Genomic DNA, 26,071 nt, shown 5'->3' on the forward strand with positions numbered 1-26,071 from the left:
GCTTTCATTTAATGAAATCTGTGAAAATTTATACCGACGGTTCTTGTTTAGGTAACCCCGGACCGGGTGGGTATGGGGCGTTAATGCTTTATAACGACCACAAAAAAGAATTAAGCCAAGGATACAAACTGACCACAAACAACCGCATGGAGTTGTTAGCTGTCATTAAAGCATTAGAAGCGTTAACGCAAAAATGCCAAGTATCTATTACCACCGACAGTAACTATGTTAAAGACGGTATTACTAAGTGGATAATTAATTGGAAAAAAAACGGTTGGAAAACCGCGGCGAAGCAACCTGTCAAAAATGTCGACCTTTGGAAGTTGCTTGACGAGCAAGTCGCACGTCATGACATAAAGTGGTTTTGGGTAAAAGGCCATTCAGGTCACCCAGAAAACGAACGTGTTGATGACTTAGCAAGAGACGCAGCAGAGTCTGGTGACTTTTTAGTTGATGCTGGTTTTAAAAAGTAACATCGTAGTATTAAACGAAAAAAGAGGAACCTAGGTTCCTCTTTTTAATTCTAAAGTAAATGTTTTACTAAAATCTATTTCGCTTTTTTAGCGTCTGCAATCTTGCCACGCCAAATCGCTGGGCCGGTTTCATGTACGTTGTTGCCGGTAGAATCTACTGCAACAGATACTGGCATATCTTCTACTTCAAACTCATAAATAGCTTCCATACCTAAATCTTCAAATGCCACAACGCGTGATTTTTTGATTGCTTTAGATACTAAATAAGCCGCGCCGCCGACAGCCATTAAGTAAACCGCTTTTTGTTTAGCGATAGAGTCAACTGTTGCTGGACCTCGTTCCGATTTACCAATCATGCCAATAAGGCCAGTTTGCTCTAACATCATGTCAGTAAATTTGTCCATGCGTGTTGCTGTCGTTGGGCCAGCTGGGCCAACGACTTCGTCGCCAACCGCGTCAACAGGACCTACGTAATAAATAAAACGATTGGTGAAATCAACACCTTCCGGCAAACCTTCACCTCGGTCTAACATGTCTTTAATGCGCTTATGAGCAGCATCACGACCCGTTAGTATTTTACCGCTTAATAGTACTGTTTCACCTGCTTTCCAGTCAGCGATATCAGCTTTTGTGCAATTATCGATGTTAACTCGACGCACATTTTCACCAAGCTCCCATGTAACTTTTGGCCAATCTTCTAATTTTGGTGGCTGTAAATTTGCAGGACCAGAACCATCTAAGAAAAAGTGAGCATGACGAGTCGCAGCGCAGTTTGGAATAAGCACTACTGGTTTAGATGCCGCATGAGTCGGGCAAGACTTAATTTTAATATCAACAACGGTAGTTAAACCACCAAGCCCCTGAGCGCCTATACCTAAATCATTAACAGCATTGTAGATGTCGATGCGAAGTTGTTCGTCCGTTGTTTCAGCGCCTTTTTCCATTAGTGCAGGCATATCAACAGGGTCCATTAAAGACTCTTTCGCCATTACAGCCGCTTTCTCTGCCGTACCGCCAATACCTATTCCTAACATCCCTGGAGGACACCAACCTGCCCCCATAGTTGGTACAGTTTTTTTGATCCATTCAACAATATCGTCAGACGGATTTAACATCGCCATTTTAGATTTGTTTTCACTACCGCCGCCCTTCGCTGCAATCATCACTTCAATCTTATCGCCCGCAACTAAATCGATATGGACAACAGAAGGGGTATTGTCTTTGGTATTTTTACGTGCCCCAGCTGGGTCGGCAACAATTGACGCTCTTAGTGGATTATCTGAATTTAAATATGCCTGACGTGTACCTTCATCAACCATTTCTTGAACGGTTAACGCCGTATTATCCCACTTAACGTCCATACCCACTTTAACAAAACAAGTTACGATACCCGTATCTTGGCATATCGGACGACGTCCCTCTGCAGACATTCTTGAGTTTATTAAAATTTGTGCCATAGCGTCTTTAGCGGCCGGGTTTTGTTCCCGGTTATAGGCGTCTTCAACTGCTTTAACGTAGTCAAGTGGATGATAGTAGGAAATGTATTGCAGAGCATCGGCGATACTTTCAATAAAATCGGCTTGGCGGATTACCGTCATAATGACCTCTATTTTGTTTTGTATATTGGAAACAACTTATAAATTATAGTTGTTAATTTATGCTGTGTGTCATTTGTTTGTTCATCTTCGTTGACAAAAATCTCAAATGAGGAGATTAAAACCTAATTTACTTCCTAGTGTCGATGTAAATTAACTGAAATTTAGACACGAGGATGATACTCTTCCGAAAAACGTAAGCCAACAATTTAACAACGCAAATTTGTTGAAATTAGTAACTTTTTCGCTTAGTTAATAACCAGATAGTTTAATTGGACGTAAAAATATGTTTGTCAAACAGCTCCCAGTTTCCCCTTCGGAGTTAACCAATTTGCTGCAATCTCTACAACATAATAGTGGAACTGCATTTTTAGACTCGGCCTCGAGTGACCACAACAATAGCAATTTTTCTGTTTTTGCATGGGCGCCTCGATTTACACTTGTGGCCGACTTAAAAACAACCAGCATCTTTGAAAACAACCAGTTAATCGGAACAAGTTCTGCTGACCCACTAAGTTTAGTTAATCAATATTTGCAAACTATTCCACATGTAGACTCTAAATTGCCCTTCACTGGCGGCGCGATTGGTTATTGGGATTACGAACTTGGCGGTCGATATGAATCCTTACCTGCACCTAAAAACACGGATATATCGATGCCAAACATGCACGTTGGCATTTACGATCAAATCTTATTGTTTAAACCTAATTACACTGAAGTCTATTTTATTAGTCATCGCGAAAACGCTTCTGAAACATTCACTCAGCTTAATGACGTAAGCAAACAACCTAATTTGTTTGATAAGCCATTTAAATTAACCAGTCAGTGGCGGTCAAACATGACAAGAGCTGAATACGAAACCAAATTTGATAAGGTACAAGAATATTTATTATCGGGTGATTGTTACCAAATTAACTTGGCACAACGTTTTAAAGCTTCCTATCTTGGCGACGAATGGAACGCCTATTTAAGTTTACGAGAGAAAAACGCTGCGCCATTTTCGAGTTTTATTCGAATCGACCAAGGCGCAATTTTAAGCGTTTCACCAGAGCGTTTTTTACAGGTTTGTAACAATAAAATTGAAACGAAACCCATTAAAGGCACTCGCCCTCGTTCTAAGGACAAACAACGAGACATTGCAAATGCAAACGAACTCGCAGTCGCCGAAAAAGACCGAGCAGAAAATTTAATGATTGTTGATTTATTGCGAAATGACTTAAGTAAAGTCGCGGTTCCCGGCAGTGTTTTAGTACCGCAATTATTTGCGATAGAAAGTTTTCCTGCAGTGCATCATTTAGTCAGCACAGTAACAGCGTCGATCCGCCCACCGTTCACTGCAATTGATTTGTTACGCGGTGCGTTTCCCGGAGGTTCCATTACAGGTGCACCTAAAATAAGAGCGATGGAGATCATTCATGAATTGGAACCTGATCCTCGAAGTGTGTATTGTGGCGCAATTGGGTATATCAAACCAAACGGCGACATGGACACAAATATCACCATCCGAACTTTAGTATGTAATCAACAACATATTTACTGTTGGGCCGGAGGTGGCCTTGTTGCTGACTCCATTTGTGACTCCGAATATCAAGAAACACTTGATAAGGTAAATCGCATTTTGCCAATTTTGGCCGCTATGTAACGGTTAATGAACAAGGTTATCAATCGAGTAAATTAGTAGGATAATTATGTCACCAGAGCATTTTTCAAGCCGATTTAGTTTGTTTCAAATAGATAGTCGTGACGCCCGTTACGAGGGGTTTTATACACCCAACCAAAGTTCAAAAGAGGCCGCTGTGTTAGTCCCTGTTGTAATAAGACCAACTGGGTTACACCTATTGTTTACGCAACGTGCAGAACATATGAGACAACACCCTGGCCAAATTAGTTTCCCTGGAGGTCGTATAGAGCATGACGACCCTAGCTTTTTGGCGGCTGCACTACGAGAAACAGAAGAAGAAATTGGGATCCCAGCGGCTCAAGTAAAACCGATTGGCTGGTTACCAAGTTTGCATTCCATCTCTAACTACACAATCCATCCATTAGTTGGATTTATCGATACTTCGACAAATTTAAATCTAAACCCCGACGAAGTCGCCCATAGCTTTGAAGTTCCATTAGAGCATTTTAGAAGTCGCAAAAACCATTCAACCATAAGACCTACAAGAAAAAATAAAACTCAGGTTGTGCATTTCATGCCGTACAAGAACAAATTAATTTGGGGCGTTACTGCGACCATTATAGATAAACTGGTCCTACATCTCGGATAAATTAATCTCATGTGTATCATGATGTGAAAGCTTACAATCTAGGATACAATTACAACGTCTTTTTTAACGAGTTGTTAATTTTATGCTTAGTGTTTTTGATATGTTTAGTATTGGTATCGGTCCGTCAAGTTCACATACTGTAGGCCCAATGCGCGCAGCAAGAGAATTTGTGCTTTCGTTATCAATTAATAACCAAATGGCAAACGTCACCCATATTAAAACAGAATTATTTGGTTCTTTAGGCCAAACAGGTATTGGTCACGGTTCGGGTAAAGCGGTTATTTTGGGGTTGTTAGGTGAAGAGCCTGAATCAATTGACCCAAATACGGTTGCAGAAAAACTATCGGAAATTGAAACAACGCAAACAATTAATTTAAATGGTCAACACTTAGCGAACTTCCCACGCAAAGACGCAATTGTATTTCATCGCAGAAAAACCCTGCCTTTACATTCTAATGGCATGACCTTAAAAGCATTTAACAAAAATGAGTTGGTCGCAGAGCAAACCTTCTATTCTATTGGCGGTGGCTTCATCGTAAAACATGAAGATTTTGCCCAACAAAAAGCGGCGGCCACAACCCAATTAGATACACTTGTCGTGCCTTATGAGTTTTCGACAGGTAAGCAATTATTAGAATTGTGTTTAGAACACGGCCTTTCAATTCCTGCGCTAATGATGGCTAACGAGGCTGTGAGTCAGCCAAAATCCGACGTTAAAGCTAAATTAGTTGAGCTTTGGAATGTGATGTCCGCGTGTATCGACAGAGGCATTGAAACTGAAGGTATTTTACCTGGCGGCCTAAAAGTAAAACGCCGTGCCCCTTCCCTTTACCGAAAGTTAAGCTCAGAGCAAAGTAATGATCCTCTTACCGTTATGGACTGGGTTAACCTGTTTGCTATGGCGGTTAATGAAGAAAACGCCGACGGTGGCCGAGTTGTAACAGCCCCAACTAACGGTGCAGCAGGTATAATTCCTGCTGTTGCTATGTATTATCACAAATTTGTAAAACCACTAAATGAAGAACTAATCGTCCGATATTTATTAACCGCCGGTGCCATTGGGATCTTATATAAAAAGAACGCGTCAATATCGGGTGCAGAAGTTGGATGCCAAGGGGAAGTTGGTGTTGCTTGTTCAATGGCAGCTGGCGCACTGGCTGAAATTCAAGGTGCGAGTGTTGAACAAGTTGAAAACGCGGCAGAGATTGGTATGGAGCATAACCTAGGTTTAACCTGCGACCCCGTTGGCGGCTTAGTTCAGGTTCCATGTATCGAACGTAATGCGATGGGAGCAATTAAAGCAATTAATGCTGCTCGCTTGGCACTGCGCGGAACTGGCGGTCAAAAAGTTTCTTTAGATAAAGTGATAAAAACCATGTGGGATACGGGCAACGACATGAAATCTAAATACAAAGAAACCGCTCGCGGTGGTTTGGCTGTAAACATAACAGAATGTTAATTAGCAGTTCATTTCAGTTAACGCATTTAATTAACTAAAATTTATGCTGATAATTATCGAGCTGTTCGATCTGTCACCCATAGTACATCTTGTTCGCTATAAACTCTCCATCAGAGCTATAGCGAACATTAAAAAACCAACCGCGTAGAATTAGCGGAATAACTCAGCGTCGACAACGTTATTAAATTCTAATCGTCTACTTCTTATTAAATTCCGCTACATAACTCATGATATTAATATAACTGTCAGTCCAATATTGTTCTTTGTGGCTTGCTAAATAAGCTACTAACTGACGGTGTGCTTCAGTCGATACGGATAAATGATCGCCGCCAATTCCGTGAAAAATAAAGGTCACCGCTCCCCCTTTGGCCTGCTGGCCTTTAACGTATTCAATTAGCTGCTGACCGCTAACCCCGTGAGGCATATAAACTTTATCGTATATTTTTCCATACTTGTTCTGCCACTTTATTGCGACAAAGTCGTCTTGAAGTGCTTCAACATAATTGCCATTGTCTGTCACAATGTCGCCACAGGGTGGCGTGTAAGTTCGTTTGGTTTTACCATCAATGCTAAAAAGTATTGCATTGGCCATTCTTACTTCTTCCCAAATTGCTTGGTTAGATGTGGTATCCAAATTTCTATGTTCTGGCACCCACGATCGACCTTCTTCATTCTTTCGACATGGATGAAAAATAGTATGGTTACCGAGTTCATGGCCGTCCTTAGCAATTTGTCGCCACTCTTCTAAACGTGTTTGAACTGTAGAGTTCGATAACGTCAGAAAAAAGGAACCGTGAATATTGTATTTATTTAATACCGGAATGGCGTTATCTAATTGTGAATTGAGCGCGTCATCGTAAGACAGGTTCACCGCAAGCTTTGCGTTATTTGGCCAAATGATTTCTGAAGCATTTGTCGTTAAGGAGATAGAAAACAGGCTAAACAATACAAAAGCCATTTTAGATTTCAAAATTAATATCATAAGCGTCAATAGTTAAAAAGTTGAAGAGTCTATACTAGGCGGCTCATTTTAAATTTCCAATTTTTTCTCGTTATGTTAACTGGTATAATCTTTCTTTTTCATAGTTTGTAATTTCATCATGTCGCTTCGAAGTCAGTTTCCATTTTTCCAACAGGGCCCCATTGTTTATTTAGACAGTGCAGCCACGACTCAGAAACCACAAAGCGTTATAGACTCAATAACCCGTTATTACCAACATGAAAACACCACAGTCCATCGCAGTGCCTTTTCTCAAGCAAGTGCTTTAACCGACAAATACGAATCAATCCGAGCCAATGTCGCCAGTTTTATAGGCTCCACACACGCCCAAAATATAATTTGGACTAAAGGGACAACGGACAGTATTAATTTAGCCGCCATGGCTTGGGGCAATCAGAATATATCATCAGACGACCTAATCGTTGTTTTAGGCAGTGAACATCACGCTAATTTCGTTCCATGGCAACAACTCGCTAAACTCAAAAATGCCCATTTTAAAGTGGTTAATGTATTACCAAACGGTGATATTGACCTTTCCCATTTTGAGTCTCTCATGCTGCTACAGCCTAAACTGGTTGCGATTCAACATTGTTCAAATGCGCTAGGGAATATTTACCCGGTTAAGCAACTTGTAGAGCGGGCTAAAAAGTCAGGGGCAACAACACTGGTCGACGGAGCTCAAGCTATAGCCCATGTGCAAGTCAATGTCGAAGATATTGGTTGTGACTTTTATGCATTTTCTGGTCACAAAATGTATGGGCCAACGGGCATCGGTGTTTTATATGTCAACAACAGGATAAAACACCAATTAACGCCTGTTCAATTTGGTGGTGAAATGATCAGCCATGTATCAATTGAAAAAACAGAGTTTCGGCCATTCCCCCATTTCCTAGAAACAGGAACGCCAAATATAGCGGGCATAATCGGTTTAGGTGCAGCCCTTGAATTTATCCAGTCAAAGATGTTTTTTGAAGCATCAAAATCGTCTGCGTCGCTTTACCAATACTTAATAAATCAACTACATGATATTGGAACCGTTAGAGTCTTGGGCAATACCAACAAAAACATCGGTGTTGTTTCTTTTGTTGTAGAAGACGAATCGGCTAGTGATATAGGCGCTCTGCTTAATGAACAACATATCGCGGTGCGCTGCGGGCATCATTGTGCTATGCCATTAATGACAGCATTAGGCATATCAGGTACTGTCCGTGTATCGCTTGGTTGTTACAATAATAAAGGTGACATTGATTTATTTATAACCGCCTTAAATAAATCACTTTCCCTACTTACACTTTAAAGCTGGAACAAATGACTTTTCTACACCTCGCCAAACAATTTTCTATTTCACCTCAAAAAATAGAACAAACACTTAATTCCACCACAAGCTGGGAAACTCGCTATCGGGCGCTCATGTTATTGGGAAAAGCACTACCCGCTTTTCCTGAACACGCCAAACGGGATGAAAATAGAGTATTAGGATGCGAAAGCAATGTTTGGTTATATGCATACTTAGAAGACGACAAGTACTATTTTGCGATTGGCTCCGATGCCAAAATAGTTAAAGGCCTTATTGCTATTTTATTAAGTAAGATTAACGGGCAAAGCCAAAAAGACATTATTGAATTTGACTTACAACAGTATTTGACTGATTTAAAAATATTTGGCCAACTAAGCAGTTCTAGAACAAATGGGCTTAATGCGATCCGCAATAGAGTTGTAGACTACTTGTCTAACTAAATAAAGACCGATTTAGTAAATTCTTATCTCTAAAAAGCCGCGTTAATAAGCGGCTTTTTAGTGACATTGTTTTAACGTTATTGGGTTATTTCTTCTTAGATAACCGAACTAAACCTAACAAAGCGGTTGAGAGTATAAATAACGAACTAGGTTCAGGTACTTCTTCAAATGCAGATGTGCCATTTTTTTCATTTGAAAACTCCCAACTTAACAATTTGTGATTTGTATAAGCGCCGCCAGTAGCCGAGGTGAAACCAGCATAAACATGATCAGTACCTAAAATAGCAGCTAAGTCAGCGGTATGTGTTAAAGCGGCAGTACCAGGTAAGATATCTTGATCGTTAAAAAAGACATCAATAACTTTACTGGTATTGTCATAATTCAACCACGCATACCAAGTAATATTAGGGCTATCTAAGTTACTCAAACCAAGTGCATCTGTTGTTACTAATGCAGCCGAGTTAATATTGCCATTAAAGTTTATGCCAATATGGGAATCACTGCTTCCGTCACCAGCGCCATTGTTATAATTATCAAATTCCAGGCCAAAGCTATTGCTAATACCTTGATACCCTATCCCTCCGCCACTTGTGCCAGCTTGATTACTTGAACTTTGCAAAGTGAAGACCATGCCGTCTGCACCGCCGTTAATTTGGCCATCAAAATTGAACGAAAACTGCGTTGAAAATGAACCTTCGGTTAAATCAATTAAGTCAGTTGAAAAGACACTGCCATTTTTAGTTCCTTGAGCAGGTGTTAACTGTAATATATTACCCGCGACAACCTGCGCATCACCGTTTAAAGTTAACCCTACTGTCGAACTAAAGTCATTATATGTAATGACTGTCGCATTGGCTGTACCGACGACGCAGAAAAGTCCGATTTTGAATAATTTAGTTAAGTTCATAAAGTCCCAGTAATTTTATTTTATAATTAAACAAGTATTATTCAAAATCCATACCAAAAATTAAACCATTAATATTCAAAAGGTTAACTTAACAAATTCTATTTATGTAAAAAATACTGACACTTTATGCCCGACCAAATACTCGTCCAATAGCCACAGAAATTGCATCTGGACGATTTGGATTACGCACTAAAGAAAGCAATGCCTGTCGCACTTCAGGGACGGCCACTAAATCGGAAAATAGACCGGCAAACAGGTTTTTATTGCCATGGGTGGCAACCTTTTCAAAGTAGGCCATCAAAACTTTTTCATCGTTAAGTAAATGCCACAAACGCCCTGCGATGACAATATATAGGGCTTCTTCCTCAGCCTCTTCGCTACTTAACAATTTAATCACTTGTTCTGTCAGTAAGGTTTTACTTTGGCTCCCTGCCATGCACCTTAAAGAATTGATCACTTGTTCGCGATCCCCTTGTTGTAAAAACTGGTTTTGCATTTCAATCAACTTTTCAGTCAAAGAAACGCCAATTTCAACATGCTCTAATGACGCTGCTAATGACCCCATAATTTGCACTGGGAGTTCATTTAAACAGTCACCTAATTTCTGGCCATTTTGCTCATCATTTATTCTAGCGCAATAATCGGCAATACCTTGAACCGTTAAGTCCTGCCATTTGTCACTATCTAACGCCCCGTAAAAGTAAGATTGTACGTGCTCATAATACATTGACGCAGGTTGCTTTAACTCAACTTTAACTTTGGCATTAAACATGGCCAATCGGTGTTGATCTGGCGTAAAAGAATAAGGGTGGTTGTCTAATTTGTCTGAATTATGGGTCCCTTGTGCAATAAGTTTATTACCAAGCTCTTTGATCACTAATGAAATGTAATGATCTCTTTGTTGTTGTTTTAACAACCCCATTTCGTCGAGTTCAAACTGGAGAAACCAAATAAACGGGTTTTTGCGGTGTGTTGGTGAGTCTGACTTATCCCAAAATACAAAGGCAAAACGGGCTTTTTGCTGAATCGGGTATGGATAAGGTTTTTGATTGAGTTCAATTTTGTCAAATTCAGATTTAGAAATCGTTTGGATCCGACGCCCTAAATCAAAAATTCTATACTGGGCGTTTGCCTGCTCCATTAACACACCTAACGTAGGTACCGGATTATTCTCAGAGGACTGACTCATAAAACTCATTATTTTTTATAATTACAGATGGTGCGAATTATAGGGACATTTGATGCTTAGTGGTATCATAGTCGCACTTTTTTACAAATTTATTTGCCAATGACAGCTAAAATCTCGACGTATTTAATCGAACTTCAAAACGCCTTAATTGAAGAACAACTATGGTCTTGTGAAACACCAACTGTAACAGCACTATCAAGTTTGGAACCCTTTGCAATCGACACATTGGAAATAGAACAATGGTTACAATTTATATTTATTCCTAAGATGAATGCACTGATCCAAGCAGGCAAGCCATTACCCACACAACTCCATTTGTCCCCTGTTGTACAAATGAGCTTTGCTAACCGAAACCTTGTCGCACCAAATACACTGGCCGCAGTAGCAGTTATTGATCGTAAATTTGTTGAGAAACCTTTTAATGCGTAAAATCGTTTTCACAGAAGCACCTGTAATTAGTGTCTTATATAAAGATGAATATATTGTCGTTATTGACAAGCCATCGGGTCTATTGGTCCACAGAAGTGAGATTGATAGGCATGAAACCTTGTTCGCTATCCAATTAACACGAGACACAATTGGGCAACATGTGTACCCAATACATCGACTTGATAGGCCCACTTCTGGGGTTTTGGTTTTTGCGTTAAGTTCTGATATTGCAAGGTTATTGTCAGAACAAATGCAAAACCATGTTATATCTAAAAAGTATCAGGCAATTGTCCGGGGACATTGTCCCGAACACGCCACGATAGACTATCCCTTGAAAGAAATTTTAGACAAAAAGTCTGACAAGTTAAAAGATAAATTAGCCGAGCCACAGTCAGCCATCACCACATTAACTAGGCTCGACATAGCGGAAATGCCTTTTGCTTCTGGGCGCTATGACACTTCGCGTTACTCACTTGTTGAACTAAGCCCTATCACTGGCAGAAAACATCAGTTAAGACGTCACATGGCCCACCTGAGACACCCGATGATAGGTGATACAACTCACGGTGATGGTAAACAAAACAAATCTGCTAGTATCAATTTAAACCTTCACAGATTGGCGCTGGTTGCTAAATCTATTAGTTTTGACCATCCAGTAAGTCATCAGCCACTAACCATAACCGCAAATCTTGATACATCATTAAAAAATGTATACCAAAAACTAGGCTGGCAAAAATGGTATTTTTGAGTTGCAGGTGATTACATCTTGCATGTTAGAATCGTTTATAATCAACTGAATACAAGGTCATTTTCCATGGCAAATATTGCAATCATAATGGGGTCGGTATACGGCGCTGCTGAATACTTAGCGGATACCATCGACAAAGAACTTAAAAAAGCAGGCCATACAACGACCTATAACGCCTCCCCCCTTGTTACGGACATCCATGATGTTGACGCATCGTTGATCATTACATCAACCACAGGGCAAGGCGATTTACCGTCCAACATAGAAGATTTTTATTTTGCTGCGCAGGACAAAAGGCCGTCACATGCAGGAAAGCCCTTTGGTGTTATTTGTTTAGGTGATTCTAGTTATGAGTCGTTTTGTGGTGCTGGTGAAAAGCTAGAAGAGTTATTTTATGAATTACAAGGTCGAGCACCCATTCCGATGTTGAAAATTGACGCCTGTGAAACGTTAGACCCAGATAGTATTGCACTCCCGTGGTTACAAAATTGGCTTACCCAAATTTAAACGCCACTTCAACATAAGCGACAAGAAGCCGTTGGATTCAAAAAATAACCTTAAGTGCCTTATTTTCTATTTCCCAAAAACAAAAAGGCTTTCATCTGAAAGCCTTTTGCAGTTGTATCATCGTATTCTAAACGTTTATTTTTTCTTACGTTTGTCTTCGACTTGCCACTTATCATCGGTGTACCAAGCACTCCACCCTGTCGCTTTACCTTCAGCATTTTCCGTCATGACATATTGCTGTTTGGTTTTTCGGCTAAAACGTACAACGGTTTTATTACCATCAGGGTCTTTAACCGGCGCGTCTGCTAAATAGTAAAACTTAGGACTGATCCTATCACGATACTTTTTCAATTCCGCCACAAGTGGTGCTCGAGTTTCACGTGATTTAGGGAAAGTCGATGCCGCCATAAATATACCTGAAGCGCCATCACGTAATACAAAATAACCATCTGACTTCGTGCATGGTAATTCTTTTAAGTGAACTGGATCTTCTTTTGGCGGCGCAGCTTCACCACTTTTAAGCAACTTGCGGGTGTTTTTACATTCTTCACCGGTACAACCAAAATATTTACCAAAGCGACCAGATTTAAGCTGCATATCACTACCACACTTATCACACTCAATAAGTGGACCGTCATAGCCCTTAATTTTAAACTCGCCTTGTTCAACTACATGACCATCACAAATTGGGTTATTGCCGCAGATATGAATTTTACGTTTTTCGTCGATTAAATAACTGTCCATCGCAGTCGAACATTTAGGGCAACGCTTCATCTGACGAAGAACTTCAGTTTCAAGTTCTTCTTCATCTGACACATTTACGGCTTCTGCCTCATCACCATGAGTTAAATTCATGGTGTTGGTGCAACGCTCTTTAGGTGGCAAGGCATAACCTGAACACCCTAAAAACACCCCCGTTGAGGCCGTTCGAATATTCATGTCACGGCCACATTTGCTGCATTCAATATCGGTAGGGACTGGCGTATTTTCTCGCATCCCGCCGTCATCACTTTCACCAGCAGCTGTTGCTAACTTTTTGGTAAAGTCTTCATAAAATATATCTAACAAACGTTTCCATTCTAAATCACCTTCTGCGACTTCATCTAAACGACCTTCCATTTTGGCAGTAAAGTCATAGTTGAGTAATTCAGTGAAATTTTCTACCAATCTATCGGTGACAATTTCACCCATTTTTTCAGCATAAAATCGTTTGTTTTCAAGACGAACATAACCACGGTCTTGAATTGTTGAAATAATCGAAGCATATGTCGACGGACGACCAATACCACGTTTTTCCAATTCTTTAACTAAGCTCGCTTCTGAGAAACGCGCTATTGGTTTAGTAAAGTGTTGTTTTGGTAGCAATTCATTTAATGTAAGTGTTTCACCTACGGCAACATTTGGTAATTCAATATTGTCGTCATTGGCTTTTTTCATTGCACTTTGAACACGTGTCCAACCATCAAATTTTAATACGCGACCTTTAGCGCGCAATTCAAATTCACCAGCATTTACTGTTAAGTTTGTTACGTCATATTCAGCCGCTGTCATTTGACAGGCCAAAAATTGATTTCTAATTAAATCATACAAACGAACCGCATCACGTTCCATACTCGCCAATTGCTCAGCATCTACGCCAACACTTGACGGACGAATTGCTTCATGCGCCTCTTGAGCCCCTTCTTTACTTCCGTAAAGATTAGGTTTTTCAGGCAAATACTTGTCGCCAAATTCACTTTGAATATACATACGACATGCGCCAACCGCTTCCGAACTCAAATTCGTCGAATCGGTACGCATATACGTAATATGACCGGCTTCATATAAACGTTGAGCCATCATCATGGTTTTCTTAACACCAAAACCAAGTCGTGTACTCGCCGCTTGTTGAAGTGTTGAGGTAATAAACGGCGCAGAAGGACGACTTTTTGAAGGCTTATCTTCTCGATTTACAACGGTATATGTTTGCGCTTTAATGGCCGCAAGTATCGTGTCCATCTGTGCTTTGTTCGTTGGCTTAAACGCCTTTCCAGACTGTTTAGCCACCTCAAGCATAATTGGTTGTTTTTCAGCCGTTGCGGTATCTGCATGTAAACGCCAAAACTCTTCAGGCACAAACGCCTTAATTTCACGTTCGCGGTCAACAACTAAGCGCACAGCTACAGACTGAACTCTACCTGCTGATAACCCACGAGCGATCTTTTTCCACAATAATGGTGAAACCATAAAGCCAACAACGCGGTCAAGAAAACGCCTAGCTTGTTGTGCGTTAACACAATCAATATTTAACTCGCCGGGTTTAGAGAACGCTTGTTGAATTGCACTTTTGGTTATTTCGTTAAAAACAACTCGTTTAAATTTACTGTCGTCGCCGCCAATGATTTCACGAAGGTGCCAAGCGATAGCTTCCCCTTCTCTATCCAAATCCGTCGCGAGATAGATTTGGTCAGCGTTTGCTGCTAGTTTTTTTAATTCAGCGACAACTTTTTCTTTGCCAGGCAAGACTTGATAATTGGCCGCCCAGCCTTTTTCCGGATTGATCCCCATCCGGCCTACTAATGCTTCTTTGTCTTTTTTTGCTTTTAGTTTCGCTTTTTCTTCTACGGACAACCCTTTAGTGGATGCTCGCTCTGCCGGTTTTTTTGCACCACCAGACGTAGGAAGATCACGAATATGACCAACACTGGATTTCACGACAAAATCTTTGCCTAAGTACTTATTTATCGTCTTCGCTTTAGCCGGTGACTCAACGATGACCAGAGATTTTCCCATAATTCCTCAATCACTTAACAGGACGTTGCGCATTCTTTGCGTAGTTATACTAACTTATAAGATATATATGCGATTCTATTCGAACTCAAGGCAAATTCACCAACAATTTCTATGCAACATTTAGATTTTGTTGGTTAACTGCGTATAATATAACCTGTTTCATTACCTCGAAACGCACTAAATTCAATCCTTTCGGCGGAGAGGGTAAAATAAACAACATACAAATTACAAATAAAAATTAGAATAAAATCTGATTAGTTGATTGTTTTACAGAGGAAATGGAAAAAAGTCGAAAATTTTTTTCTGAATAATTATGTTATTCAGTCCGATAGCAGCTAGGAGTTATCTAAATAATGAAGTTTTTTGAAACAAATTTTGACGGTCTAGTCGGCCCTACACATAACTATGCGGGACTTTCAGTCGGAAATGTAGCATCACTAAATAACGCAAATGACATTTCTAATCCAAAAGCAGCTGCCAAACAAGGTTTGGCAAAAATGAAAGCGCTTCATGATATGGGCCTAAAACAAGGTGTTCTAGCTCCACAGGAACGTCCTGATTTAAATGCTCTGCGTCGTCTCGGATTCAGTGGGTCGGATGCAAGTGTGTTAGAACAGGCCGCTAAACAGAGCCCAGCGGTACTACGAGCAGTTTATTCTGCATCTAGCATGTGGACTGCCAATGCAGCGACGGTTTCGCCTAGTGGCGATACAGCGGACAATAAGGTTCATTTTACTCCAGCCAATTTAACCAACAAATTTCATCGTTCGTTAGAGCCGGAAACCAGTGGCCGAATTTTGAAAGCAATGTTTAATAACGAGCAACATTTTGCGCATCATACTCATCTTCCTGACAACGATCATTTTGGTGATGAAGGTGCAGCAAACCACACTCGCTTTTGTAGCGATTATGGCAGTAACGGTGTTGAAATGTTTGTATATGGTCGACATGCTTTTGATTCTTCAAAACCTGCACCGGTCAAATTTCCAGCTCGTCATACCTATGAAGCCTGCGAAGCTGTAGCACGATTACACAAATTGAATGACAGCAATACGGTTTATGTTCAACAAAACCCAGATGTTATTGATCAAGGTGTGTTTCATAATGACGTTATTTCTGTTGGTAATCAAAACGTGCTGTTTTATCACGAACAAGCATTTTTAAATACCGAACAAAAACTAGCGGAACTTGGCAATAAATACGAAGCCGCAACGGGCAAGTCTATGCACTTTGTTAAAGTCCCAACGGCTCAAGTGTCGGTTGACGACGCAATTCGTACATACTTATTTAATACACAGTTAGTGGATATCGGCAATGGGCAAATGGCTATCATTGCGCCAATGGAATGCAGTGAAAACCCGAATGTTTCCGCCTATCTTGATAAGCTAGTGACCTTAGGAACACCAATTCAAAAAGTGCATTACTTTGACGTAAAACAGAGTATGCGAAACGGCGGTGGTCCTGCATGTCTGCGCCTACGAGTGGCATTAAGTGAGCAAGAGCTTGCCGCAACCAATCAAAACGTATTAATGTCTGATAAGTTGTTTGGGGAGTTAAATCACTGGGTTGACCGCAATTACCGTGACGAAATAAATGAAAGCGATTTACGTGATCCACAATTGGTCATCGAATCAAGACAAGCATTAGATGAGTTAACGCAAATATTACAACTTGGATCAGTTTACCCATTCCAAATTTGTTAATTTGTTAATTTGTTAATTTGTTAATTTGTTAATTTGTTAATTTGTTAATTTGTTAATTTGTTAATTTGTTAATTTGTTAAAACAATAAAGTCACAAACAAAAAAATCCCTGCAACTGCAGGGATTTTTATTTGTAAAAACGTTGTCCAACTTTTAATTGACCGTGGAGCAAACTCCATCACTACCAAACAAATTAGGTGTCGGAGGTGAATCCTCGTTTGTCACATCGCCAGATGAATAAGGTAATACAAGCGGAACGGCTTGCATATATTCGGTCCCACCCACTTTCGCTTTGACGACCAAATTAATCTTAACCCAAGCACCATAGCTTTCTGCGTAGCGGATGTTGACGGTCGTTGCACCGTTTTCATCAGTAATTAGATCCCCTAAAACGGTAACAACATTACCAGGCTCAAGAGTACCATTTTGATTTCTATCTTCTGTAATACCATTGGTGTCAGAAATACCGTCGTGATTAAAATCATGTTCAACAACATCTAAATTTCCATCGCCGTCGATATCTTCAAAAAGTCCAACTTCAATTCCTTCAATTTTTTCATTTCCATCGAGATCTCGTCCAGCAATACCATCATAATAGTCTGGGTAGGTGTCTAGATAACCATCGCCATCTTTGTCTTCCGCTCCATCCGGCACACCATCGCCATCTAAATCAAGAATACCGTCCAATTTGCCATCACCATCGACATCTTCATTAACTCGATCAAAACGACCATCACCGTGATTACCGCCATTATTTACGTGAGCAATAGCATCTGCCAATGTTGCAGTAGTCGCTTCGTTAATATCGATATCATAATCCTGATGGCCTGCATCGCCTGTCACTCGTTTAGTATCTAGATCTTCAGTTAAATCCAACAATCCGTCGTTGTCTCGATCTTCACCGTCATCAAGTTTACCGTTACAGTTTACATCTTCGCCTGTATCTAAATTACCATCGTTGTTCAAATCGATATTACGGGCATCATCTAATGAACATACCCCTGCAACATATTCGTAAAATAAATCATGGTTATTATCGCCATCAATATCTTCATCGACGTCAATGTTAAGGTCTCCATCAAGATCTTCGGCAATATCCAACACTCGGTCACCATCAACATCTTCGTTAAATGTATCTAAACGACCATCACCGTCTATATCTTCTTTATACAGATCAAATTTGCCATCACCATCAATGTCTTCAATCTGATCTAAATAGCCATCTCGGTCAATATCTTCATTTGGACACTCTCCAGCAGCAAACGGAACGTACTTATCAAACTCCCCTTCATCATTATATGCAATTGCCCAAAAACCTTCGATATATGACTCCGGTACAGCCGATACCGATAGTTCGACCCCTTCTACAGGATTAGACTCAACATCAGTTACAATAACCGAGAATGACTTTTGATATTCTATATCACTAGCTGAATCCAAAGTATTGCCAGCACCGACCGCAATAAACAACTCTCTATCAGCGACAGTGAGTTTAACCTCATCGTGAACACAACTATCACTTTCTTCGCAGTGAAAAATATCATTTCTACGATTTTGGTCAGTAATATCATTCGGCTCAGTTAATACATTTAAGCAATCCCCAGAATCTTTGGCAACATCCGTACATGCCGCGACCACCACGCCGTCCAGCGCAGAGATACCATTTGAGGTATATACCGTTGTTGCAAGTCCATTGCTGTCTGTAATATCAGACTGTCTTGATATCGAACCATTACTCACATCATAAAGCGTGAAGTTAACGATTTTATTTTTAACAAAGTTACCTAAGTCATCTACAACAACAGCACTAACCGTCGATTTTTGACCATTTGGACCTAATGAGAATGGCGAAGCCTGAACTTGCAATAAGTGCGCGATTTCAGCCACAAACTCCACATTAAAACTCGCTGATAATCCGTCAGCTTTTGCCGTTATAATAGCAGGGCCGGCGTCAGTAGAAGTCATATTAACGCAAATTTGACCAGACGCATTTGTCGTATTAGATGCAGTTGTATCGTCTGCACAATCAACTGCGACTATATTACCGCGTGTTGAAGAAAACAAAACGTTGCCTACATTTGGCACATCATCTTTCTGCCAAGTTAAGGTTAATTGCCCACCACTAAGAGGAACTTCATTCGTACTGTTATTTGCAACATACGCGGCGCCATCAAATACTTTCAAATCTGAAATGACAAAACTATCTGGCGATACCGACAATGCAAGCTGTCCTGACTCGCCAAGTGCCTCTGCCGTTAACGTATCCAAACCACTATTATCGGCCGTCAATCTAAATGTCGCACTACCTGTAGAGTCTGTCGTGACATATTGGCTAACGGTTCCGTCCGCATTGTCTATTTGATTTAATACGTTGCCGTCACTTTTAGTAAACGTATTACCAGCTTGTGAACTAATTATAATGTTTCGTTGTGCTATGCCATTCCCGTCTGAGTCAAGCATAACTACCGTCATATCTACTGTGTCACCAGTAACGATAGAGTTATTGCCAACAATTTTAATTGTAGTGCCTGATACTTCAATTGTGACTGACGCACTTTTATCGCCAACAAAAGCTGAAGCACTGATGGTTCGAGATTCTGGGTTATTTAATGTTTTTAATAATGCGGTTGCCACACCGTTCGCTGCCGTACTAGGCTCAGTTACCTGGATAACCCCAGTATCCGAACTAAAGGAAACTTGAATATCTTCCATCAAGTTGTTTTGACGGTCTTTAACTAACGCTAATAATTCAATTACATCTGAACCAGAAGAAGCTAATTGCACACTACTAGCCAACAACTCAATACTACCAATTTCTTTTACCGGCTCTTGATTACCGTCACCTAATGACTCAAAAGCAATAAGTGATGTCTTACCGTCATCAAAAGTCACTTGAATATAACCGGCTCCACTTACGTCTGTGGCGATTAAGTTGATAGACGCAAAACCATTGCTGTCTGTTAAATCTGAACCTAAATCATTACTTAACGTTGCCAATCGATTTGCATCACCAACAAGGCTAATTGTTACTAAGCTACGTGAAATAGGAGTGCCATCCGCTTGCGCCAGCTTTATTAAAATAGTCCCCGGCTGAGCAGATGAAATCGTTGTTATACTCGACACAGATACACCCGCATATAACTCATACGTTGTACTAGAAGGAATTAAAAAGACACCATAACTGATTTCATCACTACCTGAATTAATTACACCTAGTGACGTAAAACCTAAATTAACTTTATTTACGGAGATATTGGATGCCGGTACATCTACGGTTATTGTTCCCGTCCCTGCTACATTGGCACCAGTGAGTGTAATAGAGGCGACACCTTGATCGTTCGTCGTAATACTCGTACCTGACAATGAGGCAAAGTTATTATTAGTCGAAGTAAATGTGACGACCTCACCCGCAAGAGCAACACCATTATTAGTTAACGTTGCATTTACGATCAGGTTTTCGCCAGAGGACAAAGTGGAATCAACTTCGTTATTAGTATTGACCATAGATACGATTAGACTGTAATTTGCCGCTTCACCTGAGTTACCTTGACCAATTGATTTAAAAGTAATTAGGGTTTCGACGCCATCATCGAAGACAACTTTTAGATAACCAGCCCCGCTTAATTCTGTTGCATTAATTTTAAAGAATGCAAAACCGTTATCATCTGTTAAATCTTTTCCAAGATCGTTACTTAAAGTCGCAATTTTTTCTGCATCGTCCACTAATTGCAATTCAACTAAACTATTTGAAATTGCATTCCCATCTGCATCTGAATATTTAATTAGTAACGTTGCAGCTTGAGTCGTAGATATTGTGTTTAAAGAAGAGCTTGTGATATTTGCATAATCGGCATAAACCGTCGTGGCAGGAACCAAATAAACGTCGTGGTTAAACTCACCATTACGAACCGTTTCACGTCCTTCACTAGAAAAGTTAAGCGCAACATCTGCAACGTTTAGGGTTGAGTCATTTGCTGATACGGTAAGAACCCCTTCACCGGCTGTTACTAAACCAACAATTTCAATTTCGGCAATACCGTCACCGTCAGTAACTGCAGAACTGCTCGACAAAGAAGCTAATAAACTGTTAGAGCTGCTGAAGTTAATTGTTTTTCCAGAAACAACTTCACCACTATTCGTTAGTGTCGCTCGAACAATGAGTGTCGAACCTTCAGTCAAATTTGAATTTGCAGTTTCAGATGAAGTGATTAATGTCGCCACTAACGTATAATCATCAGTCGTTGTTTCATCAGTGTCGTCTATAACATCGCCACCGCCTGAACAAGCAGCCCCAACCAACGAAAATAATCCAATCAAAAATAATTTTGAAAGGCGCTTGAATAAGGTGGGTACCATGCAACTTCTCCCTAAAGTCAAAAACTATACAGTTATGTGGTTTTCACACACGTTAGGTGTACGTTAATAAATATCAAATTATTTAACAAACCTTTTCTTCAAAAATTAGGTGTTATTTCCAGTAATGACAAGGTTTTATGATGAATTCAACAGAAAAATAGGTATATACTTATGTTTATATAAAATAACGATAAGAACTAATAGTAATGTCAACGAACTCTTCAAATCGAAAACTCGGGCTTACAGCTCGCATATTAATAGGTTTATTTGCCGGTATCGGCACTGGTCTTTTGTTAAAACTCATTTTTGGTGAACAGGGTGATTTAATTATCCCATTGGGCTTTACCTCTCTATCGATCAAATCGTTTTTTGTCGATGGATTATTCCATGTCGGTGGAAGTGTTTTTGTCTCAAGTTTAAAAATGATTGTCGTGCCTTTGGTTTTTGTTTCCTTGGTAGTGGGCACCTGTTCATTAAATGACGCCAGCAAATTGGCTAGATTAGGCGGCAAGTCTATTTCTATGTATCTACTAACAACGGCAATTGCCATTACGCTAGCAATATTGTTTGCGTTATTTGTCGGGCCAGGCACTGGCGTAGATATTCCAACTAACCAAGTATTTGAAGCCAAACAAGCCCCAGGGGTTGCTCAAGTCCTGATCGACATGTTCCCAACCAACCCATTTAAATCAATGGCCGAAGGCAAGATGTTGCAGGTTATTGTTTTTGCGCTTTTATTTGGTGTCGCTATGGCACTATCTGGAAAACCGGGTGAGCGACTCGCAAGTGTTTTTTCAGACTTAAACACCGTAATTATGCGACTCGTTGTTATCTTAATGAACTTAGCACCGTACGGAGTGTTCTGTCTTTTAGCTAAGCTATTCACAACACTTGATGGTGGCACCATATTTAGCCTTATTAAATATTTTGCACTCGTTATATTTGTTTTATTACTGCACGGGTTTGTGGTTTACGGTTCACTATTAAAACTGTTCACAGGCTTGAGCCCGGTTATCTTTTTCAAAAAAATGCGCGATGCAGCGTTATTTGCATTTAGTACATCGAGTTCAGGTGCAACGTTGCCGGTAACAATGGAAACAGCCACCAAAAAGTTGGGAGTTAAAAATTCAATCGCTTCCTTCACCTTGCCAATGGGCGCCACGTTAAACATGGATGGCACAGCAATTATGCAAGGTGTAGCAACCGTCTTTATTGCTCAAGTATTTGGAGTCGACTTGTCTATCTCTGATTACCTAATGGTCATTCTCACCGCAACACTAGCTTCAATCGGTACAGCTGCAGTGCCAGGTGTTGGCCTCATTATGCTAGCTATGGTTCTGCAACAAGTTAACTTGCCAGTTGAAGGCATAGCATTGATTATCGGTGTTGACCGTTTATTGGATATGACACGCACCGCTGTTAACGTTACGGGCGACTGTATGGTGAGCTGTGTTGTCGCAAAATCAGAGAAAGAACTTGATGTTGATATGTTTAATGACGTTAACGCAGGCATTGATATGGAAAATGTCGACATCCATAATTTGAAAAGTTAATAATTGAGATAAGTTTTTCTTTATCTGTTCCGCCTGAAATTTTTTTACACTTTTGGATTGGGAAAATTTAACATTAAAAAAGGGCCATTTGAATTGGCCCTTTTTATATTTTAGATCGTAACTTTACTACTACAGCTTGTGGTAGGCTTTTTGACCCCAAGAAGTCAACAATCCATCGACAAAAATAAGCGGTGTGCATTCATCCTTTGTTGTCTCACCATCAGAGTGCTGGTGATTTGTCCGGTAGAATATAACCTGTACTTCTTTGCCTTCACTTTTAAACGCTTCGTTAAACTCAGGTGTTCCCATCAACTCACGTACATTAGAATAAGTCGCACCAACTTTTAGATCAGCAATTTTTTGTTTATTAATACGTTGCTCTTTTTTCCAAGAGCTTGTTCGGTCTGAACTTCCTATCCAATCAGCTTCACGACCTTCATCGGTAGAAACAATAATGCAGCCAGTAAGAGAAAATGTTAGGGGAATTGCGATAAGAGCCATTTTAAAAGTACGGTTCATGATAACCTCGTCGTTGTTGTAAATTATGTTATATAATATTTTGCAATGAATAAGGCAAGTTAAGTTCCAATTTTACTAACTTATTGTTTTAATTATCAATAAATAACAAAGGCTTGATTTTCGCCCGTTTTGAAGTCGTCAAATAAAACAAATTATAGTGAGAATAACTAAATAATGAGTAGCTCCGAGATCGCCCGTATTTGTGCCAAGCTTGTAGCCGATGGTAAAGAGCCAACGGTCGCTTTAATAAAAGGGAAGCTGTCGACCAAAACAGCATTACCACTAATTATTGATGGCCTAAAGCGTTGGAAAAATAATCCAAACGCCTCACTAGAGCCAGAAACAACTGAACAGAAACAGCAACAACCAGTAAGTTTGGACCAAAGAGTTAGCGACTTAGAAACATTGGTTGGGCAATTAACAAATGAAATTAGTGAGCTGAAGAAACGGCTTTAATTGTAGAAGAAGTTTTAAATTTAAGCTTATAAAGTTTTGTGCGATTGTCTAGATCGAGGATGCTGTGAAGGTCTATACTGCCAAGTGTATTTCGAATAACACTTGGCATTAAATGAGGTTTGACTTTAACGCTATTCGTTACAAAAAAGTTCGACTTGGCGCATTGCCAATCGTCTTTGTTCCATTACATCTTTTTTGTCTAAAACTGTAGGTTGGCCAGCTTCATTAAGTACCCGAACATTTTTAAATGTTTCTAACACATTGAGGTTATGTTTGGCCTTTTTACAATATTCATTCGCTTTTTCATTTAATTCTTGCACAACATTGTCGTCAACTTGTTTTCGACCTAAAGTCGATAAGTTGTAATCGACTTTGCCACTTTTACCACCAACGACTCTATCGCCTTCAATCTCTAGCTCGACATAGTCATCTTGAGACGGGCGATATTCACTAAATGTAACGACACCATTCTTATCAACCCACTTGTAAACCTTTATTTTACTGGCGTTGGCTTGATTAGCAACGACCATCAAAATGGCGATTGCAATTAAATTCTTCATCAAGTCTCCCCTTTTTTGTTTCTTTGCTCTATGGTATTTAACTGTTATATCCTGATTTTAATAGAAAATAAAAAGAAAACTACATGAGCCTTCAAAAAAATCAAAATCAAAACACGAATCGTGGCATTTATTTACTGCCAAACTTATTAACAACCGCCGGACTTTTTTCTGGTTTTTACGCCATTATTGCGTCGATAAACGGCGCATTTGAACCGGCAACCATCGCAATTTTTGTCGCCATGATATTCGATGGGCTTGACGGCCGAGTCGCTCGAATTACCAATACGCAAAGTGCTTTTGGTGCTGAATATGATTCTATGGCCGACATTGTATCATTTGGTGTGGCACCTGCACTACTTGCTTTTAGTTGGGCATTGTCTAGCTTAGGTAAATTGGGTTGGTTAGCAGCCTTTATCTATGTTGCCTGCGCAGCTCTTCGACTAGCACGTTTTAATGTACAAACTTCCACCGCAGATAAGCGCTATTTCCAGGGACTTGCATCTCCGGCCGCCGCGGCTCTAGTTGCTGCAACCGTTTGGGCCGGGGTTGATTTTAATATTGATGGGCATGAGTACAATATTGTAATGGCTATACTCATGGCGTTATCCGGTTTATTAATGGTAAGTAATTTTAGATACAGTTCGTTTAAAAGTATCGAATGGAAAGGTAAAGTTTCTTTTATCATGATCCTCGCTGTCGTTTTAATATTTGTTTTTGTTGCGGCTCAACCAGCTCAAGTATTACTCGCTGTATTTTTGGGATATGCATTGTCGGGTCCAATAACGACGTTTAAAGTCGAAAAAGAAATTAAATTGGAACACGTCATTGGTGACGATTCAGATGCAGATTTTGATGATAAATGAACGGTATAAATACATTGGTTCAAAAGTTTAAACACGAAAGTTTATTTTACTAATAATCAAAGAACGATTTTTAGAGCAACTCAAATATGAGCGACTCGTTTGTGGCAAAGCAAATAAAATTGATAAGGACTAAATAAATGAAATGCGACGAAATTGATTACGAAATCATTGGTGAAAGCATGCAGATGGTTGAAGTAGAACTTGACCCGTCAGAGGCTGTTATCGCCGAAGCTGGCGCAATGAACTATATGGAAGATGACATTGAATTTGAAGCCCGTATGGGGGATGGTTCAAACGTTGACCAGGGTTTTATGGGGAAATTATTTAGCGCCGGCAAACGAATGATCACTGGTGAGTCCCTCTTTATGACTCATTTCACTAACCGAGGAAATAGTAAACGTCGATTAACCTTTGCTGCACCTTACCCTGGGTCAATTATCGCTTTAGATTTAGCAACGCTCGGAAATGAAGTCATTTGTCAGAAGGATTCATTTTTGTGCGCCGCAATGGGAACAAAAGTTGATATTGCATTTAATAAAAAGCTTGGCAGTGGATTTTTTGGTGGTGAAGGATTTATTCTTGAGAGGCTCGTAGGCGACGGAATGGCATTTGTTCATGCTGGCGGAACAGTTGTAGAGAAGAAATTGAATGGCGAGACGTTAAGGCTCGATACGGGCTGTTTAGTGGCAATGGCTGGAGATATAGATTACGACATTCAAATGGTTAAAGGTTTTAGAAGTATGTTTTTTGGTGGCGAAGGATTATTTCTTACAACGATAAGCGGCCACGGTAGCGTATGGATCCAAAGCTTACCATTCTCAAGATTGGCTGATCGTATAATCCAACATGCGCCATCGGTAGGCGGCAAACGTCAAGGTGAAGGTTCTGTTTTAGGTTCGATTGGTGGGTTAATAGACGGCGACAGATAAAACGTTTTATTGAATCGTTGTCGCGTCTTAATATATGTTGAGGGTTT

Annotated in this window: 22 protein-coding genes; 14 read left to right on the forward strand and 8 right to left on the reverse strand. The window is 40.1% G+C overall.

Features of this window, described 5'->3' with window-relative positions; translation table 11 throughout:
* Positions 1 to 11 precede the first annotated feature (11 nt).
* Positions 12 to 473, forward strand: coding sequence for a ribonuclease HI (gene rnhA, locus KO525_RS01850; protein WP_215962077.1), 462 nt, complete (start codon positions 12 to 14; stop codon positions 471 to 473).
* 74 nt (positions 474 to 547) lie between these two features.
* On the opposite strand, the gene KO525_RS01855 is transcribed toward rnhA, so the two are convergent.
* Positions 548 to 2,071 (reverse strand): fumarate hydratase, encoded by a 1,524-nt coding sequence (locus tag KO525_RS01855; protein WP_215962078.1) that lies wholly within the window; start codon positions 2,069 to 2,071, stop codon positions 548 to 550.
* A gap of 283 nt (positions 2,072 to 2,354) precedes the next feature.
* Between KO525_RS01855 and pabB the strand changes: the two genes are divergently transcribed.
* From pabB to KO525_RS01870, 3 genes are all read left to right on the forward strand, one after another.
* Positions 2,355 to 3,710, forward strand: a complete 1,356-nt coding sequence (gene pabB, locus KO525_RS01860; protein ID WP_215962079.1) for an aminodeoxychorismate synthase component I — start codon at positions 2,355 to 2,357, stop codon at positions 3,708 to 3,710.
* Between the two features lie 46 nt (positions 3,711 to 3,756).
* Complete coding sequence (locus tag KO525_RS01865; protein WP_215962080.1) at positions 3,757 to 4,338, forward strand: CoA pyrophosphatase; 582 nt, start codon at positions 3,757 to 3,759, stop codon at positions 4,336 to 4,338.
* Between the two features lie 82 nt (positions 4,339 to 4,420).
* Positions 4,421 to 5,797 (forward strand): L-serine ammonia-lyase, encoded by a 1,377-nt coding sequence (locus KO525_RS01870; RefSeq protein ID WP_215962081.1) that lies wholly within the window; start codon positions 4,421 to 4,423, stop codon positions 5,795 to 5,797.
* Positions 5,798 to 5,993: 196 nt separating this feature from the next.
* Here the strand turns inward: KO525_RS01870 and KO525_RS01875 are convergent, their stop codons facing one another.
* Positions 5,994 to 6,755 (reverse strand): polysaccharide deacetylase family protein, encoded by a 762-nt coding sequence (locus tag KO525_RS01875; protein ID WP_215962082.1) that lies wholly within the window; start codon positions 6,753 to 6,755, stop codon positions 5,994 to 5,996.
* A 142-nt stretch (positions 6,756 to 6,897) separates the two neighbouring features.
* On the opposite strand from KO525_RS01875, the gene KO525_RS01880 reads away from it, so the two are divergent.
* Together KO525_RS01880 and KO525_RS01885 are read left to right on the forward strand one after the other, a co-directional pair.
* Positions 6,898 to 8,094 (forward strand): cysteine desulfurase, encoded by a 1,197-nt coding sequence (locus KO525_RS01880; protein WP_215962083.1) that lies wholly within the window; start codon positions 6,898 to 6,900, stop codon positions 8,092 to 8,094.
* Between the two features lie 11 nt (positions 8,095 to 8,105).
* A complete protein-coding gene (locus tag KO525_RS01885) occupies positions 8,106 to 8,534 on the forward strand; it encodes a SufE family protein (RefSeq protein WP_215962084.1) in 429 nt (142 codons plus the stop codon).
* An 85-nt stretch (positions 8,535 to 8,619) separates the two neighbouring features.
* Here the strand turns inward: KO525_RS01885 and KO525_RS01890 are convergent, their stop codons facing one another.
* Positions 8,620 to 9,441 (reverse strand): L-type lectin-domain containing protein, encoded by an 822-nt coding sequence (locus KO525_RS01890; protein ID WP_215962085.1) that lies wholly within the window; start codon positions 9,439 to 9,441, stop codon positions 8,620 to 8,622.
* 124 nt (positions 9,442 to 9,565) lie between these two features.
* Positions 9,566 to 10,630 carry a DUF3549 family protein gene (locus tag KO525_RS01895; RefSeq protein WP_215962086.1) on the reverse strand — a complete coding sequence of 355 codons (1,065 nt, stop codon included), beginning with the start codon at positions 10,628 to 10,630 and terminating at the stop codon, positions 9,566 to 9,568.
* Between the two features lie 99 nt (positions 10,631 to 10,729).
* Between KO525_RS01895 and KO525_RS01900 the strand changes: the two genes are divergently transcribed.
* The 3 genes from KO525_RS01900 to KO525_RS01910 all read left to right on the forward strand — a co-directional run bounded on the left by KO525_RS01900 (position 10,730) and on the right by KO525_RS01910 (position 12,314).
* On the forward strand, positions 10,730 to 11,059 hold the full coding sequence (locus tag KO525_RS01900; RefSeq protein ID WP_215962087.1) for a YqcC family protein: 330 nt from the start codon (positions 10,730 to 10,732) through the stop codon (positions 11,057 to 11,059).
* Complete coding sequence (gene truC / locus KO525_RS01905; RefSeq protein ID WP_215962088.1) at positions 11,052 to 11,807, forward strand: tRNA pseudouridine(65) synthase TruC; 756 nt, start codon at positions 11,052 to 11,054, stop codon at positions 11,805 to 11,807. The genes KO525_RS01900 and truC overlap by 8 nt, the downstream gene beginning before the upstream one ends.
* 66 nt (positions 11,808 to 11,873) lie before the next feature.
* Entirely contained in the window at positions 11,874 to 12,314 is a 441-nt protein-coding gene (locus KO525_RS01910; protein ID WP_215962089.1) for a flavodoxin domain-containing protein, read from the forward strand.
* Between the two features lie 135 nt (positions 12,315 to 12,449).
* Here the strand turns inward: KO525_RS01910 and topA are convergent, their stop codons facing one another.
* Positions 12,450 to 15,086, reverse strand: a complete 2,637-nt coding sequence (gene topA / locus KO525_RS01915) for a type I DNA topoisomerase (protein ID WP_215962090.1) — start codon at positions 15,084 to 15,086, stop codon at positions 12,450 to 12,452.
* A gap of 353 nt (positions 15,087 to 15,439) precedes the next feature.
* Here topA and astB point away from each other — a divergent pair, with 353 nt between their 5' ends.
* A complete protein-coding gene (gene astB / locus KO525_RS01920) occupies positions 15,440 to 16,789 on the forward strand; it encodes an N-succinylarginine dihydrolase (RefSeq protein WP_215962091.1) in 1,350 nt (449 codons plus the stop codon).
* Between the two features lie 152 nt (positions 16,790 to 16,941).
* Here astB and KO525_RS01925 read toward each other — a convergent pair whose 3' ends face one another.
* Positions 16,942 to 21,144, reverse strand: a complete 4,203-nt coding sequence (locus KO525_RS01925) for an Ig-like domain-containing protein (protein WP_215962092.1) — start codon at positions 21,142 to 21,144, stop codon at positions 16,942 to 16,944.
* Between the two features lie 206 nt (positions 21,145 to 21,350).
* Between KO525_RS01925 and KO525_RS01930 the strand changes: the two genes are divergently transcribed.
* The gene (locus KO525_RS01930) at positions 21,351 to 22,697 is read left to right on the forward strand and encodes a dicarboxylate/amino acid:cation symporter (RefSeq protein WP_215962093.1); all 1,347 of its coding nucleotides are present in this window, start codon (positions 21,351 to 21,353) and stop codon (positions 22,695 to 22,697) included.
* Between the two features lie 129 nt (positions 22,698 to 22,826).
* Here KO525_RS01930 and KO525_RS01935 read toward each other — a convergent pair whose 3' ends face one another.
* On the reverse strand, positions 22,827 to 23,216 hold the full coding sequence (locus tag KO525_RS01935; RefSeq protein WP_215962094.1) for a DUF3192 domain-containing protein: 390 nt from the start codon (positions 23,214 to 23,216) through the stop codon (positions 22,827 to 22,829).
* A gap of 174 nt (positions 23,217 to 23,390) precedes the next feature.
* Between KO525_RS01935 and KO525_RS01940 the strand changes: the two genes are divergently transcribed.
* The gene (locus tag KO525_RS01940; RefSeq protein WP_215962095.1) at positions 23,391 to 23,672 is read left to right on the forward strand and encodes a hypothetical protein; all 282 of its coding nucleotides are present in this window, start codon (positions 23,391 to 23,393) and stop codon (positions 23,670 to 23,672) included.
* Positions 23,673 to 23,803: 131 nt separating this feature from the next.
* On the opposite strand, the gene KO525_RS01945 is transcribed toward KO525_RS01940, so the two are convergent.
* Positions 23,804 to 24,232: a DUF4124 domain-containing protein gene (locus tag KO525_RS01945; protein ID WP_215962096.1), complete on the reverse strand. Its 429-nt coding sequence runs from the start codon at positions 24,230 to 24,232 to the stop codon at positions 23,804 to 23,806.
* A gap of 83 nt (positions 24,233 to 24,315) precedes the next feature.
* On the opposite strand from KO525_RS01945, the gene pssA reads away from it, so the two are divergent.
* Both pssA and KO525_RS01955 read left to right on the forward strand, forming a co-directional pair.
* Positions 24,316 to 25,095 (forward strand): CDP-diacylglycerol--serine O-phosphatidyltransferase, encoded by a 780-nt coding sequence (gene pssA, locus KO525_RS01950; RefSeq protein ID WP_215962097.1) that lies wholly within the window; start codon positions 24,316 to 24,318, stop codon positions 25,093 to 25,095.
* A gap of 137 nt (positions 25,096 to 25,232) precedes the next feature.
* A complete protein-coding gene (locus KO525_RS01955; protein WP_215962098.1) occupies positions 25,233 to 26,024 on the forward strand; it encodes a TIGR00266 family protein in 792 nt (263 codons plus the stop codon).
* The last annotated feature ends 47 nt before the right edge of the window (positions 26,025 to 26,071 follow it).

The organism is Psychrosphaera sp. B3R10 (assembly GCF_018861025.1).
Taxonomy (GTDB): domain Bacteria; phylum Pseudomonadota; class Gammaproteobacteria; order Enterobacterales; family Alteromonadaceae; genus Psychrosphaera; species Psychrosphaera algicola.